At 56.2% G+C, this 14,554-nt stretch carries 13 protein-coding genes; 9 read left to right on the top strand and 4 right to left on the bottom strand.

Annotated features, from left to right (window positions below):
- From H5U02_10035 to otsB, 8 genes are all read left to right on the top strand, one after another.
- The coding region (locus H5U02_10035) for an aminodeoxychorismate/anthranilate synthase component II (protein ID MBC7342763.1) at positions 1–406 on the top strand (406 nt) is incomplete at its 5' end.
- 63 nt (positions 407–469) lie between these two features.
- Positions 470–1,906, top strand: coding sequence for an aminodeoxychorismate synthase component I (gene pabB, locus H5U02_10030; GenBank protein MBC7342762.1), 1,437 nt, complete (start codon positions 470–472; stop codon positions 1,904–1,906).
- A complete protein-coding gene (locus tag H5U02_10025) occupies positions 1,885–2,745 on the top strand; it encodes an aminotransferase class IV (GenBank protein ID MBC7342761.1) in 861 nt (286 codons plus the stop codon). Before pabB ends, H5U02_10025 begins: the two co-directional genes overlap by 22 nt.
- Positions 2,746–3,036: 291 nt before the next feature.
- Complete coding sequence (locus tag H5U02_10020) at positions 3,037–3,375, top strand: UPF0175 family protein (GenBank protein ID MBC7342760.1); 339 nt, start codon at positions 3,037–3,039, stop codon at positions 3,373–3,375.
- 166 nt (positions 3,376–3,541) lie between these two features.
- A complete protein-coding gene (locus tag H5U02_10015) occupies positions 3,542–5,002 on the top strand; it encodes a glycosyltransferase family 4 protein (protein ID MBC7342759.1) in 1,461 nt (486 codons plus the stop codon).
- A 67-nt stretch (positions 5,003–5,069) separates the two neighbouring features.
- Entirely contained in the window at positions 5,070–7,232 is a 2,163-nt protein-coding gene (locus tag H5U02_10010) for an amylo-alpha-1,6-glucosidase (GenBank protein MBC7342758.1), read from the top strand.
- A 45-nt stretch (positions 7,233–7,277) separates the two neighbouring features.
- Positions 7,278–8,810: a trehalose-6-phosphate synthase gene (locus H5U02_10005; GenBank protein ID MBC7342757.1), complete on the top strand. Its 1,533-nt coding sequence runs from the start codon at positions 7,278–7,280 to the stop codon at positions 8,808–8,810.
- 47 nt (positions 8,811–8,857) lie between these two features.
- A complete protein-coding gene (gene otsB / locus H5U02_10000) occupies positions 8,858–9,670 on the top strand; it encodes a trehalose-phosphatase (GenBank protein ID MBC7342756.1) in 813 nt (270 codons plus the stop codon).
- A 63-nt stretch (positions 9,671–9,733) separates the two neighbouring features.
- On the opposite strand, the gene H5U02_09995 is transcribed toward otsB, so the two are convergent.
- The 3 genes from H5U02_09995 to H5U02_09985 form a co-directional block, all read right to left on the bottom strand.
- Entirely contained in the window at positions 9,734–9,925 is a 192-nt protein-coding gene (locus H5U02_09995) for a ferredoxin (GenBank protein MBC7342755.1), read from the bottom strand.
- A gap of 172 nt (positions 9,926–10,097) precedes the next feature.
- Entirely contained in the window at positions 10,098–10,298 is a 201-nt protein-coding gene (locus H5U02_09990) for a hypothetical protein (protein MBC7342754.1), read from the bottom strand.
- A gap of 26 nt (positions 10,299–10,324) precedes the next feature.
- On the bottom strand, positions 10,325–11,317 hold the full coding sequence (locus tag H5U02_09985) for a hypothetical protein (GenBank protein MBC7342753.1): 993 nt from the start codon (positions 11,315–11,317) through the stop codon (positions 10,325–10,327).
- A 272-nt stretch (positions 11,318–11,589) separates the two neighbouring features.
- Here H5U02_09985 and H5U02_09980 point away from each other — a divergent pair, with 272 nt between their 5' ends.
- Positions 11,590–12,084, top strand: a complete 495-nt coding sequence (locus H5U02_09980; GenBank protein ID MBC7342752.1) for a hypothetical protein — start codon at positions 11,590–11,592, stop codon at positions 12,082–12,084.
- A gap of 322 nt (positions 12,085–12,406) precedes the next feature.
- On the opposite strand, the gene H5U02_09975 is transcribed toward H5U02_09980, so the two are convergent.
- Positions 12,407–14,122 (bottom strand): methyl-accepting chemotaxis protein, encoded by a 1,716-nt coding sequence (locus H5U02_09975; protein ID MBC7342751.1) that lies wholly within the window; start codon positions 14,120–14,122, stop codon positions 12,407–12,409.
- Between the last annotated feature and the right edge of the window lie 432 nt (positions 14,123–14,554).

Below are 14,554 nucleotides of genomic sequence, written 5' to 3'. Positions count from 1 at the left end.
TCTGGACCTTATCGCCAGCCTCTCCGGCCGGATACCAATCCTGGGTGTCTGTCTGGGGCATCAGGCAATCGGACAGGCCTTTGGCGGGGAAGTAGTCCGGGCCGACCGCCTCATGCACGGAAAGACCTCTCTGGTTTACCATGATGGAGGCACCATCTACAAAAACCTCCAGAATCCCTTTGAAGCAACCCGTTACCATTCCCTTATACTGCGACGGGAAAGCCTCCCGGCCTGCCTTGAGATCACTGCCGAGACGGACCTAGGTGAGATCATGGGTGTCCGCCACCGGGAACTGCTTGTGGAGGGGGTGCAGTTCCATCCTGAGTCCATCCTTACAGGGGAGGGGAAAAAATTGTTAAAGAATTTTGTCATACTGGCGGAGGATTACTGGCTCAAGGGAAGATGATGGACCGAAGCTCCCGGATGCCCAGTATGAGACCCTAACTGGTCAGCCAGGTGGTGTCCAACATTGATTATTAAGGAAATACCGTATAAGGACCCGGTCCTTCTTTTTGAGACATTCCGTGAACGCCCCTTCAGTTTTTTCCTGGACAGCGGAATGAATGCTGGGAGGCTCGGGCGCTATTCCTTGATTGGAAGCGATCCCTTCTTGGTATTCAAATCTAAAAAAGACCTGGTTGCAACCTGGCAGGACGGGGTGTGGCAGGAATGGAGGAGAGATCCCTTTGCCGTCCTCCGTGAACTACTTGACTGCTGCCGGGCGGTTACCGCCCCTTCTGTGCCGGTGCCCGTAGCTGCTGGAGCCTTCGGCTACTTTGCCTACGACCTCGGCAGGCAGATTGAGAAGCTTCCGGACATGGCAGTGGATGATCTTGACGTACCCGACTGCTACCTCGGTTTCTACGACAGGCTGGTCGTCTTCGATCACCTGGCGGGCAAGGCCTACCTGACATCTACCGGCGTGACCGGTAACTGTGGGTTATCAACTGAACGTGCTCAAGAGAGAATGAAGGAACTCGAGCACCTAATAGTACTGCCCAGACAAGGTAACGGGTCCCCGAAAAAGCTCTTTGAGGAAATGACAACTCCTCACTTTACCTGTCACTTTACCCGTCGTACTTATTGCGAGGCGGTACAGAAGGTGAAGGATTACATTGCTGCCGGCGATATCTTCCAGGCCAACCTTAGCCAGCGCTTTTCCTGCCAGCTTTCTGTCTCACCATGGACGTTGTACAGGCGGTTGCGGATGATTAATCCGGCACCCTTTGCAGCCTACCTTAGCTACCCGGAGCTGGTTATAGCCAGCGCCTCTCCGGAAAGATTTCTTCAGGTAAGAGGTAGGCAAGTTGAGACCAGGCCGATTAAGGGAACGCGCCCTCGGGGCAAGGATCCGGCTGAGGATTTGCGGCTACGTACCGAACTACTGAACAGCGCTAAGGACCGGGCCGAACTGACAATGATCATCGACCTGGAGCGCAACGATATCGGCCGGGTCTGTACCTACGGCAGCGTTCACGTACCGGAATTGATCACCCTCGAGGAGTACCCCACTGTTTTTCATCTGGTTTCAACGGTTAGGGGAACCCTTGCTCCCGGCAGGGACCTAGTGGATCTCTTAAAAGCTACCTTTCCTGGGGGATCAGTTACAGGAGCTCCTAAGATTAGGGCGATGGAAATCATCGAGGAATTGGAACCGGTCAAGCGAGGGGTGTATACTGGCTCCATCGGATACCTAGGCTTCGACGGATCAGCCGATTTGAATATCGTCATTAGGACCTTTATCATTAAAGGCGGGCAGGCTTATTTCCAGGTTGGTGGTGGAATCGTCGCTGATTCCGACCCGGAGATGGAGTACTGGGAGAGCATCCACAAGGGGCGCGCCCTGATGCATGCCCTGGGGTGCAGAGAGGAGGTCATTCCGAAATGTCTGGGATTGCCTGGGTAAACGAGCGTATAATAGACGAAGAGGAGCCCTGCCTGAGCGTCCAGGAGAGGGGATTTCTTTACGGTGACGGTCTTTTCGAGACTGTCAGGGTCTACCAGGGCAGGCCTTTTGTCTGGCAGCGGCATCTAGCCAGGCTAGCAGCCGGATGTGAACGTTTGCAGATGCCTTGTCCCGTCCAGTTGGTTACAGAGGGGATGGATCGGATCCTTGGAACCTTTGGCCCTACTGACGGGAGCCTCAGGGTAACGGTGACCCGCGGTAAGGTACCCCGGGGACTGCTGGCTCCCCAGGGCAAGCCGACCGTGGTGATCACCGCCAGTATCGGAGAACCATACTCCCCGGATGCTTACGAGCGGGGCTTTAAAGCGGTAACCGTAAGTTTCCCTCGCAACCAGTTGTCTCCCCTAGTCGGATTGAAATCCCTGAACTACCTGGAGAACCTGCTTGGGAAGCAGGAGGCTGCCGCAGCCGGGGCTGACGAGGGGATCTTTTTAAACCTCATGGGAGAAGTGACGGAGGGAACCATTAGCAACGTCTTCCTAGTTCTGGGGGACTGGCGAATTGTCACACCCCCACCGGAGAGCGGGCTTTTGCCCGGGATCACCCGGGAATGGATAATCATGCTGGCGAGTAAACTTGGCTTCTCGGTTTCCGAACAGCCAGTTTTTCCCCAAGACTTTTTGAAAGCCAGGGAGGCTTTTCTGACCAACTCCCTACTTGAGGTAATGCCGCTCATCGCCTTGGACGGGGTGGCTATCGGCAACGGGGCGCCGGGACCGGTTGCAAGGGCGCTGCGTGAGGCTTACCGGGAAATCGCGGTTAAACAGTTTGGCAGGTAAGAATCCGGACAGGTAAAGCCCTGAGAAATTGAAAGTGCTGCTTTTTCACTAATACCAATGGTTCCAGTGTAGGCCCGAGGCTATATACCTTAAGAGCGGGTGCGATGATTGCCCAAATACGTTTTAGACTCTTCTTTTTTGGTCTCCCTTGCAAAAATAAGCAGGCTTCATTTGCTGAAGCAACTGCCGGGGTTGATAATCTGCCCGCAAGAAGTATACCAGGAAGTGGTGGAGGTCGGGATTAACCGAGGTTATGCCGATGCCTAACCGTCTTAGTTCCGCGGCAGCGAGATTTTATTCGATCGCTCGGCCGCCATCCAACAGCTGATATCCATAGCCCTTCGCGAGATCAATAAGAAAGAGGCTGTACAAGCTTATCGCGAGGGAAGAATGACCCTGAGGCAATGCGCGGATATGCTGGGCGTTGATTACTTTGAGTTCAATGAGATTCTTGATGAGCAAGGTACACCGATCGTACATGAGCCAGGGTGGGAGGCCAAGACAATATCAGGCCAAATAAAGCATCCTTTTCGCGGGAATAGCTTATCCCTATCCTCCAACCTAACCTACGAACATAAGTTGGCGCGAGAATTTGTGGAAAGGAAAGGAAAGTGGCACCTAGGCCGCTAATTATGGTCAGCTTGGCTCCCTTCGGCGAATTCTGCCAGTTTTCCCGCCTATAAAAATATGCTATACTATTTGCGTTTGAAGCAATATACGGCTTGGTTCGAACTCCTAGTAACCTATCGGCATCCGGTAGGTTTTCATGTCTACCGATGAACGGGGGTGTGAGTGGGTGCGTGTGGCGATGTTGCACTGGGCCTTTCCCCCGACTATCGGAGGAGTAGAGAGTCATTTGGCCCTGCTAGGGCCGGAGCTGGTGAGGGAAGGCCACCAGGTTAGTCTCTTGACCGGCCTGGATCCCACCCGGTCCAATAATGCCTCCTGGGCGGGGGCATCGAAAGGGCTGGCTCCTGCGGGGTTTGAGGCCAGGTCCGATCAAGGGCGGGGATGGCCAGAAAAGCATAGTGCCGGCCAAAGATTGGGACCGGCAGGTGCAGGTGGGCGAAGCTGGCCGGATGGGCCACCTGGGCCGGATGGGCCACCTGGGCCGGATGGGTCCCCCGGGCCAGATGGGAATCAGCAGCTGGTCGAGAGGCTGCAGTGGCGGGGCATGGACATCTGGCGTAGCCCTTTAATTGACCTAAACTACTTGAGCTCGGCCGATATAGCCAGGCGGTCAGCTGAGATTGAGGAGCTGATTGAGCAGTTCCTGGATGAGGTTAATCCCGATATTGTCCATGCCCACAATTTCCACTATTTTAGCCCAACCCATGCCCAAGCGTTGGCCACATTGAAAAAGAAAAAAGGTTTTCCCCTGGTGCTGACGGCGCACAATGTCTGGGCGGATGCTACTTGGGAAGCGTTGCTCAGCTATATAGATATCTGGGATGGGGTAATCGCAGTCAGCAATTATATCAAGGGGGCCTTGATTGCCAGCGGCTATCCGGCCGAGCGCATTACCGTAATTTACCACGGCATTGATGCTACTCAGTTTACTCCCTCTGAGCCTGGATCGGATCATTTCCTGCCGGGCCTGCCGCCGGAGCTCCTGGCGGGGCGAAGGGTAGTGTTCCATCCGGCCAGGATGCGCCTGGAAAAGGGTAGCCATTTGAGCGTCCAGGCCTTAAAGTCGGTCATCCGCCAGTTCCCCAATGTCCTACTGCTGCTGGCAGGCACCGAGCAGGCGGTGGACTGGGAGAGGGAACACGCGTCGGAAGTGAGGTATGTATCCTCATTAATTGAGGAGCTAGGGCTGAAAGACTACGTATATGTACATTTTATTCCCTGGGACGAAATGCCTCGCTTTTACCAGGCGGCAGAAATCTGCATTTACCCTTCCTGCTTTGAAGAGCCGTTTGGGCTGGCTCTTTTGGAAGCGCAGGCAGCCGGCAAGCCTATGATCGCCAGTCGGGCCGGAGGGATGCCGGAGATCATTACCGATGGCTATAACGGTCTGGTGATACCCAAGGACGATAGCCAGGCTTTAGCTAGGGCCATAGAAGAGCTCTTGCTTCACCCCGACCTGGCCCGGGCCATGGGCCAAAGGGGTCGCAAGCTGGTGCTGGAGCGCTTTACCGTAGCCCGAATGGCTTCAGAGACGGTAGAGTTTTACCAGCGGGTATTGGATTGGGCTCCTAGAGCCGTATCTTTGGCTCGATCTGAGACCGGGTTTACCGAAGCCGGGTTTACATAACTTGACATAACTAGAACTCATTGCATCAAGGAGTGGCAACCTAGTGCCGGTAGAGCAGCTAGTGGACATGGAAGACCTGAGGATTACGCCTAAAGATCTCCCAATTCGAACAGAGGTTCTAAAAGAAGGTCAGACCTTCTTCATTTCCTTGGTCAACGGTTCGGTCCCGGTGGGAAATCTAGGAGGATTAGGATTATATTACCGGGATACCCGTTACCTCAGCAGCTTTGAATTCTACATTGAGCGGACCAAGCCGGTGCTCTTATCCTCCAGCACTCGGGAGAGCCACTTTGTTCAGGAGGAGTTTACCAATGAGGAAATGGTTTTGGAGAGCGGCGAAAGCTTGCCTATCCAGAGCTTGCATGTGCGGCTCCTCAGGGTGCTAAAGCGGGATCTATTGCAGCGCTGCCGGTTGATTAACTTTAACCCTTACCCGGTAACCGCGATTTTCCGGATGGTGATGGGAGCTGACTACCGCGATATCTTTGAAATTCGGGGCACCCAGAGAAAGAGGCGAGGGGAGTACCTGCCGCCACAACTGTCGCCGTCGGCCATTACTTTTGGCTACCGAGGGCTGGACGGAGTAGAGCGGCGGACCCAGATCGAATTTGACCCGGCGCCGCAGAGCTTAAGGATTGAGGAGGGACTGGGAGTTGCCGAATACCGGATTTTTCTTCCCCCGCAAAAGAAGATCTATCTAAACCTGAGGGTAAGCCCTTTTTATGGCCGGGAATATGAACAAGCCCGCTCCCGCACCAATCTGGACGTTGCCTTTAGCGAGGCTGCCTTGGCGCAAGCCCGAAGCTATCGAGCTTGGAGGCGGAGCTGTACCAGCATTAGTTGTGATCACGAGATCTTCAATCGCATGTTTGACCAAAATATTACCGACCTGTATTCCTTACGTGCGGAGTATGACGGTTTAGGGTCCATCGTAGAAGCAGGGGTGCCTTGGTTTGCCGCCCCCTTCGGGCGGGATGCCATGATTACCTCCTGGGAGACCCTAATGGTGAATCCGGATCTGGCCCGGCAGAGCTTGAGGTTCTTGGCCCAGTTCCAGGGCCAACGCGATGACCCGTTGCGGGAGGAAAAGCCAGGGAAAATTTTACATGAGCTTAGGTTTGGGGAGATGGCGGCCTGCGGAGAAGTGCTGGGCACCCCCTACTACGGCTCTGCCGACTCCACTCTCTGGTTCATTATCGTTTTAGGGGAAACCTATCGCTGGACCCGCGACTTGGAATTGGTCCGGGAGCTGGAGGGGCCCCTCCACAAAGCGCTGGCGTGGTGCCGATACTATGGGGATCTGGATGGCGATGGCTATGTTGAATACAAGCGCGAAGGGCCAATTGGACTCGACAACCAAGGCTGGAAGGATTCCTGGGATGCAGTGGTAACCCCTGAAGGGTATCTGCCTTCGCCGCCCATAGCTTTGGTGGAAGTTCAGGCTTACTTGTACCTAGCCATGCAAAGGGCCTCAGAGCTTTTGGGTGCCTTGGGGCGGTTTGAAGAAGCGGAGCGCTGGTGGCAGGATAGTCAAAAGCTTAAGCAACAATTCCTGCGGGATTTCTGGTTGGATAACCTGGGTTATATGGCCTTTGCCTTGGATGGCAATAAACGCCAAATTAGCACTACCGTTTCCAATCCAGGCCATTGCCTTTTTACCGGGGTTTTACCGGATTATCATGCGGAGAGGGTAGCGCGGCGGCTATTTGAGCCGGATATGTATTCGGGGTGGGGGATCCGCACCATGAGTAAGCGGGAGAAAGCCTATAACCCCATGAGCTACCACAACGGGTCAGTTTGGCCCCATGACAACGCTATCATTGCCCGGGGCTTAAGAAGATACGGGCATCTGGAACTGATGGAGAAACTGGCTAACGGGCTGTGGGAAGCTGCTTTTAGCTTCACTTACTTCCGGCTACCGGAACTGTTTTGCGGGTTTACCCGGCGCTTCCTTGGCGGGCCAGTGCACTACCCTACCGCCTGCGATCCCCAGGCATGGGCGGTGGGAAGCAATATTCTGCTCTTGCAGAGCATGCTGGGGCTTGAGGTCAACGGGGAGGGGATCCATATCCAGACTCCTTTGCTGCCCCGAGGGGTGAACGAGCTTCATCTTCGCGATCTCCAGGTGGGCAAGGCCAAGGTAGATCTGGAGTTTGGTCAGAGCCGAGGCAAGATTTACTGCAATGTCTTGCGCCGCGAAGGACCAGTGCGCGTGACCATCGAGGCTTAACCGAGCGTTGCTAGCGGCGTCTTGAGCGATCGGGAGGTGGGTAACTTGGATGGACGTAAGCACCTGAGGAGACCAGCGGGCTCCAGAAGCGGGGAGAAAGGAAAGCTGATTCTAGTTTCTAACCGGGGACCCGCCACATTGGCGGCCAAAGGTTCGGATCGCCCGGCGCAAGCGGTTAGCGGGCTAGTCTCAGCCGTGGAGCCGTTGATCAATTCTGTGGGAGGAGTTTGGGTGGCTTGGGATGGCCAAGCCTCTGATACCAGCGGGGTGACCCGCCAGGCCGTAAGCGAGTTTCTTTCCCTTCGCGGCATTAGCCTAAGCTCAGAGGAAATCGAAAGCTACTATCACGGGGTAGCCAACGGGGCCTTATGGCCTTTATGCCACTATTTTGTGGACAAGTGCAAGTTTCGTTCCCGCGATTGGGAAGGCTACCGCAAGGTGAACCAGAAATTTGCCTGGGCGGTACTGGATGAAGCCTCACCCCTAGATTGGGTGTGGGTGCACGATTACCATCTAGCCTTGCTTCCCGGCATCCTGCGGCAAACGGTTTCTCGACAACGGATTGCCTTTTATTGGCACATCCCTTTCCCCCAGGAAGAGGTTTTCCAGCTCCTGCCCTGGGCCGATGAGCTCTTGGAAGGCCTATTGGGCTCCAACTTAATTGGGTTTCACCTGGAGCGCTATGCCACCAACTTCCTGGCCAGCTGTAAATCCATCCTAGGAGCCCGGGTGGACTGGGAGGAAAATACGGTCAGCTACAAGGGCCACGTTACTAAGGTGATGGCGGTACCCATCGGCATCGAGTTTAGCGTCTTTGATCAGTTGGCCCGGAGCCAAACCGTCAGGACCAAAGCTAGCCAGGCTCGGGAAGCGATAGGGGCTGAGCAGATCATCCTGGGAGTGGAGAGGCTGGATTATACCAAGGGCATAGTGGAGCGGCTCTTGGCCATGGAAGCGCTCTGGGAAAAGTATCCCGAATACCGGGGCAAGGCCAGCCTGGTGCAGGTGGGGGTGCCTACCCGCTCGGGCCTAGATACTTACGACAACCTGCGGGCCGAGATTGAGCGCCAAGTGGCGCGGATAAATGGGCGCTTTGGAACCCTGGGCTGGCTTCCTATTTACTATATTGAGCGCCCGTTGGGGCGGGAGGACTTGTGCGCTTACTATGCCATGGCCGATGTGGCCTTAGTGACTCCCCTCCGCGATGGCTTAAACCTGGTGGCCAAGGAATACATAGCCTCGCGGAAGGATAGCGGCGTCTTGGTTCTATCCCGCTTTGCCGGGGCGGCGGAAGAGCTAGAGGAGGCGCTATTGGTAAATCCTTACTGTCCGGACGAGATCCGAGAGGCGGTCCGGCGGGCCCTGACTATGCCGCTGGACGAGCAACAGCGGCGCCTGGCTGCCTTGCGGAAGAAGATTAAGAGCCACGATGTGCATTGGTGGCTAGGCACTTTTCTTAAGGCCTTTTACGAGACCAGTGTCAGCCTCCCCATTATTGCTGGCCCCCTGAGCGAGGCCCAGCTTGGGCCCGACGCCAGGCCGGCTGATGCCAGGCCGGTTGGCAAATTGCTGGAGTAAAAGCCCAAGACCATGGTAGCTTGTGGGAGAGGGTGCAAAAGTAGCAGATGGGCGATAAGGTAGGAGGAGAGAGCCTAGAGTCTAGGCTTATGAGCTTGAGGAAATCCCCTCGAGCTCTACTACTTTTTGATTATGACGGCACTCTGGTGCCCATCGTCTCCCATCCGGCCTGGGCCCGGCCGGATGAAGATTTATTAAGCTTTTTGGGGCAGCTAGCGGCTAGGCCCAGCTATACGGTGGGTATCATTAGCGGCCGGCGAGTGAGGGAGCTGGCCGAGTTTTTTGCCGGCCTCAATTTGTACCTGGTGGGCCTGCACGGTGGCGAGGCCATTACCCCAGAGGGTAAGTATGTGAGCTATCTGGACGACCAGAGGGTGGTAAACTTGGCCTTGCGCGGCTTGGCCAGCAAAACCCGAGAGCTGCTTAGAATGCTTAGGCAGCCACCTGGGTTTTTCCTGGAGGATAAGGGTATAGCTTTAGCCCTCCACTACCGGGGGGCGAGCCCAGCTGAGGTAGCCAGAGTAGTGCCTCAGTTTCTGGCCTGGGCGGGAGATTTTTTGGAAAAGTGGGATCTGGAGATTCTCAGGGGCAAGAAGATGGTCGAGGTGCGGCCCCGGGGGATGAATAAGGGTCAAGCGGTAACGCGGCTGGTGGCAGCTTGGCCGGGGAGACTCCACCCGGGAACCATGATCCTCTATGCCGGCGATGACATCACCGATGAAGATGCCTTCCAGGCCCTCAGCCAGCATCGGGAGGCCGTTACCATCTACATCGGCGAAGCCCAGCGCCCAACCGCTGCTTGCTACCGCCTGCCCTCGCCCAGTTCCCTTCGCGAGCTGATCCGGCGTTGCCTGCTTTGATGCCCTAACTGGCCTACCAAGACCAGCTCGCCGTCGGGTTGGAAGTGCCTGCTTTGCGTTGCCCTAACCGACCTCTTTGATGGCTTCGGTGGGGCAAGATTCCACCGCTTCCCGGCATTCATCCTCCACATCTTCGGGAACGGTGTCCACTATCACATGGGAAAGGCCCTCTTCGTTCCAATCAAATACTTCCGGGCAGACGTCAATACAGTCCCCGCAAGCGATGCAGAGATCTTGATCTACTGTTACCTGCATGCAGATCCTCCTTTGATGAACCAGATGATTTCCTCATCCATTATTTCCGCGGCAGGAAGTTTCATGCCTACCAGTTTATGGAACCCAACCCCGAATTGAGCTTTCCGAGACCAACGGCGATGTGGTGGCCTCGGGGCCAGGTAAACGGCGCCGTTTGGCTGTTTTGAGCTGTTTAGGGCGGATCCTGGGCGCTACTAGGGTTAGAAGTATCGATGAGGATTAAGGGCGGCGAGGCTGGAGCCGCTAGCGGCCGACAGGGGAACCGATAATCGGTGGCTACATACCCCGAACCTTGAGAAAACACCAAGTACCTGGCACTCCTTTTTAGGGCTTTGGGCCGCGTGCCCTTGATCCGCCGGTATACCTTTGCCATTTTATCCCTCCACTCATTGCTTTCCCTTAAACTAGTCGCTTCCAACATTGGGAAGTCATTTCTACGTTGACCTTAGGGAGACCGTCTGGGCCCATACTGCGGCTGACGGTCCCGTTAAACACGAAGGAGTCCAATCGAGCCGAGCTTTCAATTATCCCGCCACTGACTTCAAAATCTACTTGAGCCTGGTTGGGGGTCAGAAGCAGGGCGGGATTAAAGGGCTCCAATAGCTGCAGGTCGGCCTCGTAATCGGTGTAGAGCTTGTTCAGGACCTTTTCCAATTCAGCGTCGGGATAAGTGACGTGGAGATGAATATCATCCCGGGCTTCCCGCCGCGAAATCATGTGGTTATGGGAATAAAGCCTTTCGGTGAGGCTGTTCACGATCTCGGCCATGAGACCCTCTTTCTCGGGCGGGTAATGGAGGCGGAGCAGCCTATAGGCTAGGGAGCGGATCAGGGCATAATTGCGGTGGACGTTGCCTAGGGCTAGGGGATGCACCTTTTCGGCCAAAACAACAAAGGCCTCCGCCAGCTCCGGACCGCTCAGTTGGGCCTTTTCTCGGGCTAGGGCAAGATAGGAAGAGACGTCTTCCACGCTGACCGGGATACGCGCTTGGGGGTTAACCGGGTCCTGGGGGTTGAAGGCATTGGCTACGCTGGGGTCGATGGGGCCGAGCTCTCCCATTTTCCCCATCACGATTTCGTTGGCGCCTAGGCAGATGAGGGTGCCGGCGCTATAAGCGCGGAAAGGCACCAGTACCGAAAAGTAATCGGTATACTCTCGGATCAGATTGACCAGCCGCCAAGGGGTGAGCACATCTCCACCCCGGGTGTAAAGGAAAAGATCGATTCGCGGTTTGGTCCCCAAGGCTTCCAGGTGCTGATGGAAAATGCGGATGATATCCGGTGCCACCCGGGTGCCTACGTTTTCCCTATCCCCAGTGATGTAAGCGATTACTGCCGACTGGCGCAGGCTTTCGATTTTGCGTATTAGCCGAAGGCGGTTTTCTCGGGACAATTACCGACCTAGCTCCCTTCCGGTCTATTGGGCATAGATTTGGGCTTGGGAATGGCGCTCTTATGAGATTAGTATGCCCGCCTGGCCAAGGAATATGGCCTTTGCCATTGGGGCGCAAGTACTACTTTTCAGTCCGCAAATTCGACCGCTGGGAGCCGGGGGCTTGTGCCAAGAATTCCGTTAAATTAAAGTAAAATCGGTAAGTATGGGCGGTTTGCTTGCGCCTTCGAAGCCTCAGGGTTGATTTTGGGGTTGGTTGGGAGCCGAATTTGATGCTGAATCGCAAGGAATATATAGAGCTTTTGGCCCATCGCTACGAGAAGCACTACGAGCTCAAGTACAACCTGGTTCTCTACGGTTTTGAAATCGACCTTTTTGGTCGTTCTCGAGCAGGCATTGTAGGCGATAGCCGCACCCGGCGCACTTGGTCGCGGGAGTACCTGCTAGTGCGCTGGGTAGGGGCGGAGATGTCCCACCACTATGTCGACTCCTTTGCCCGCTACCTGCGCAGCGTGGTGGGGGGTCTGCTGGAGGATCCCGGGACTGGCCGTCACCTCATTGTTACCGGGGTGCTGGTTTCTCCTTGGCGACTGGCTTCGCGGGTACGGGAGCGAGTGGAGGGGATTCGCCTTGCGGGCGGCTCGCGCTGGAGGCTGGGGCGATCCTGGGAGGTGCACATGGTCCTAGTGGATCTGGAGGCTAAACAAGTCTACACCAACCAGAGAAAGCGCCCCGACAAAGTCCTGGAGGTGTTTCTTCCCGTCTGAACTCCCTTGCCAAACCATATTCCATGCTACCTGTGCTAGCGCTCGTAGCCAAAAAGGAAGGCCGGGACACAATGCTTGGGCACCGAAAATACGGCCAGAAATAAGCGGGTAAGCGGCGATCTCCGGGTTGGCAAGAAACCCTCCCTCGCCCGGGCAGATAGGGCCTTCAGAGCGCGAATTTTGGGCTCTTTCCGGAGGAAGCGCATGTCAGAAGATGGCAAACATAGGCGGCAATAAAAAGCCCCGGCCCCCCTGAAGCGGACCGGGGCTCATGAACTACGCAGCGAGTAGATTCCAAAGCATAGCTTGGAAAAGCGAACCCCTAAGCCAGCTTGAACTTAGAAATTACCCCATGAAGCTCCTGCGCCAGTTTCGACAGGGAATCCGCTGATGCCGATACCTCTTCTACCGAAGCTGACTGCTCCTCGTTGCCAGAAGCCACTTCCTGGGCCGCCTGCGCCACCTGTTCGGCAACTTCGCTGATTGTCTTAACTGCCCGTACCATTTCCTCGCTGCCCTTGGCCATCTCCTGAGTGGAAGCCGATACCTGCTGAACCCGCTGGGACACCTCGTTAACCATGCCTTCAATTTGGGTAAACGCCTTGCCGCCACTGGTGATGACCTGACTGCCCGTCTTTACAACTTCAAGGCTTTCCTCCATAGCCTGCACTGCCTTCAGGGTATCATCCTGAACCTGACTGATGAGGCTCGAAATCTCTTGGGCTGCCTTTTCCGCTTGCTCGGCCAGCTTCCTCACCTCTTCAGCCACCACTGCAAAACCCCGTCCCTGCTCGCCGGCCCTGGCAGCCTCAATGGCGGCATTAAGGGCCAAGAGGTTGGTCTGGTCGGCAATGTCGGTAATGAGATCGGTAATTTGACCGATCGTGGCAGAGCGCTGTCCAAGGCTGTGGACGGTGGCCGAGACTCCCTCCACGGTCTCCCGGATGCGCGCCATCTCGGTCACCGCCCGGTCCATAGACTGGCGCCCCTCTTTGGCCACCTTGGCCGCTTCACTGGCTGAGGCAACCACCTCCTGGGCAGTGGCAGCAATCTCTTCGATTCCGGCTGAGGCCTGCTCGATAGCAGCCATGGTATCCTGTACGCTCTGGTTTTGGCGTTCGGCTCCCGCGGAAAGCTCCTGGGCTGTTTGGGCCACCTCAGTGGTAGCCTGGGTACTCTGTTCGGCCGCAGCGCTCAGCTCTTCGGCGGCCGCCGCCAGGTTCTTGGAGGAATCGTGAATCTGCCCAACCAGCGTTCTCAGGCTTGCCAGCATGGCCGATAAAGAGGATGCCAGAGAGCCCACTTCATCCCGGCTGGCAATATTCCAGCTGGGAGTAAGGTCGCCCCCGGCCACCGCGCCGGCCGCCTGCTCAAGTACCTTGAGGGGTTTGCTAATGCTCCGCCCAATCCAAATGGCGGCTGTCACGCCCAAGGCCAGGGACAGAGCCAGGATGACGAGGAACAGGGTGCGGGCGCTGCCAAACTGCTTTTCGCCCTGCTGATGAATTTCTGCGGCCAAGGCCTGGCTGAGAGCCGCCAAGTCATCCGCAGCTTTGAGCATGCGGTCCCGGGCCCCAATTGCCTCCTGGTTGGCCCTTAGAGCCTCAGCCTTGTTCCCTGCCCGGCTCAGTTCCAGTACCCTCTTGCGTAAAGGGTGATACTGCTCGCGCGCCGAAACAAACTCTTCCCACAGCTCCTTTTCTCGGGCACTCATCTCGATAGCTCCATACTGCTTCACCCATTGGTCAGTCTGGGCGGAGTGATCTTGAATATCTTTCTCCAGCTGTTGCATTTTGGCCGGATCAGTAGTGGCCAGGTGCTCGGCCACAGCCCGGCTGTTGTACATGGTGCTTTCCCGGATATTTCCCAACAGAGCTACCGGCACCAGCTCGTTGTTATATATGTTGACCTGGCCCTGGTGCAGGCTCGCCATCGTTCGCCAGCAGTAGACGCCGGTGGCCGCGTTCAGGGAAAGCAGGACCAGGGCCAGGATCAGGATTTTGGTAAAAACCTTAAGGTCAGAGAACCATCTGTGCATGTGCCTACTCCTTTCGATTCCCAGTGTTAGTTAACAAGACCCGAAACCCCACAGCCGGCCACGGCCGGACATAACATTAAGGGCCAAAACCAAAGAGAGCAATCGCTCCCGATTTTTGCCAGTCAGGAACCATGTTCTCCGTGCCGCTCCGCACCGCCACTCCATGCTAGTGTGCTTGTGGCGGAGAACGGTAGCGTCAAGCAGCGCGGGTACCGGCAACAAACCAGAGGTCACGGGCGGCCGCAACGCCCCGCCAGCACTTTTCTGCTCGATTCTGGCCGATGGCTATTACATGACTCCCCGGGGGAGACCGAGTGGAACTGGACTCTACTGGTGAGGGAGAGGACCTTTCTGGCGAGAAAGCCGCTAGGCTCTTTGATACGTGGTTTAGACAGGAAGATGGGTGGGGACTACCCCCCCCCCCCCCCCCCC

Source organism: Clostridia bacterium, from assembly GCA_014360065.1.
Lineage (GTDB): Bacteria > Bacillota > DSM-521 > Neomoorellales > JACIYF01 > JACIYF01.
This window is presented reverse-complemented; position numbering and strand designations above follow the sequence as displayed.

Coding starts and splice junctions, on each gene's coding strand:
- H5U02_10025 (MBC7342761.1), top strand. CDS start 1,885: ATGTCTGGGATTGCCTGGGTAAACGAGCGTATAATAGACGAAGAGGAG.
- H5U02_10010 (MBC7342758.1), top strand. CDS start 5,070: ATGGAAGACCTGAGGATTACGCCTAAAGATCTCCCAATTCGAACAGAG.
- otsB (MBC7342756.1), top strand. CDS start 8,858: ATGGGCGATAAGGTAGGAGGAGAGAGCCTAGAGTCTAGGCTTATGAGC.
- H5U02_09995 (MBC7342755.1), bottom strand. CDS start 9,925: ATGCAGGTAACAGTAGATCAAGATCTCTGCATCGCTTGCGGGGACTGT.
- H5U02_09990 (MBC7342754.1), bottom strand. CDS start 10,298: ATGGCAAAGGTATACCGGCGGATCAAGGGCACGCGGCCCAAAGCCCTA.
- H5U02_09980 (MBC7342752.1), top strand. CDS start 11,590: ATGCTGAATCGCAAGGAATATATAGAGCTTTTGGCCCATCGCTACGAG.
- H5U02_09975 (MBC7342751.1), bottom strand. CDS start 14,122: ATGCACAGATGGTTCTCTGACCTTAAGGTTTTTACCAAAATCCTGATC.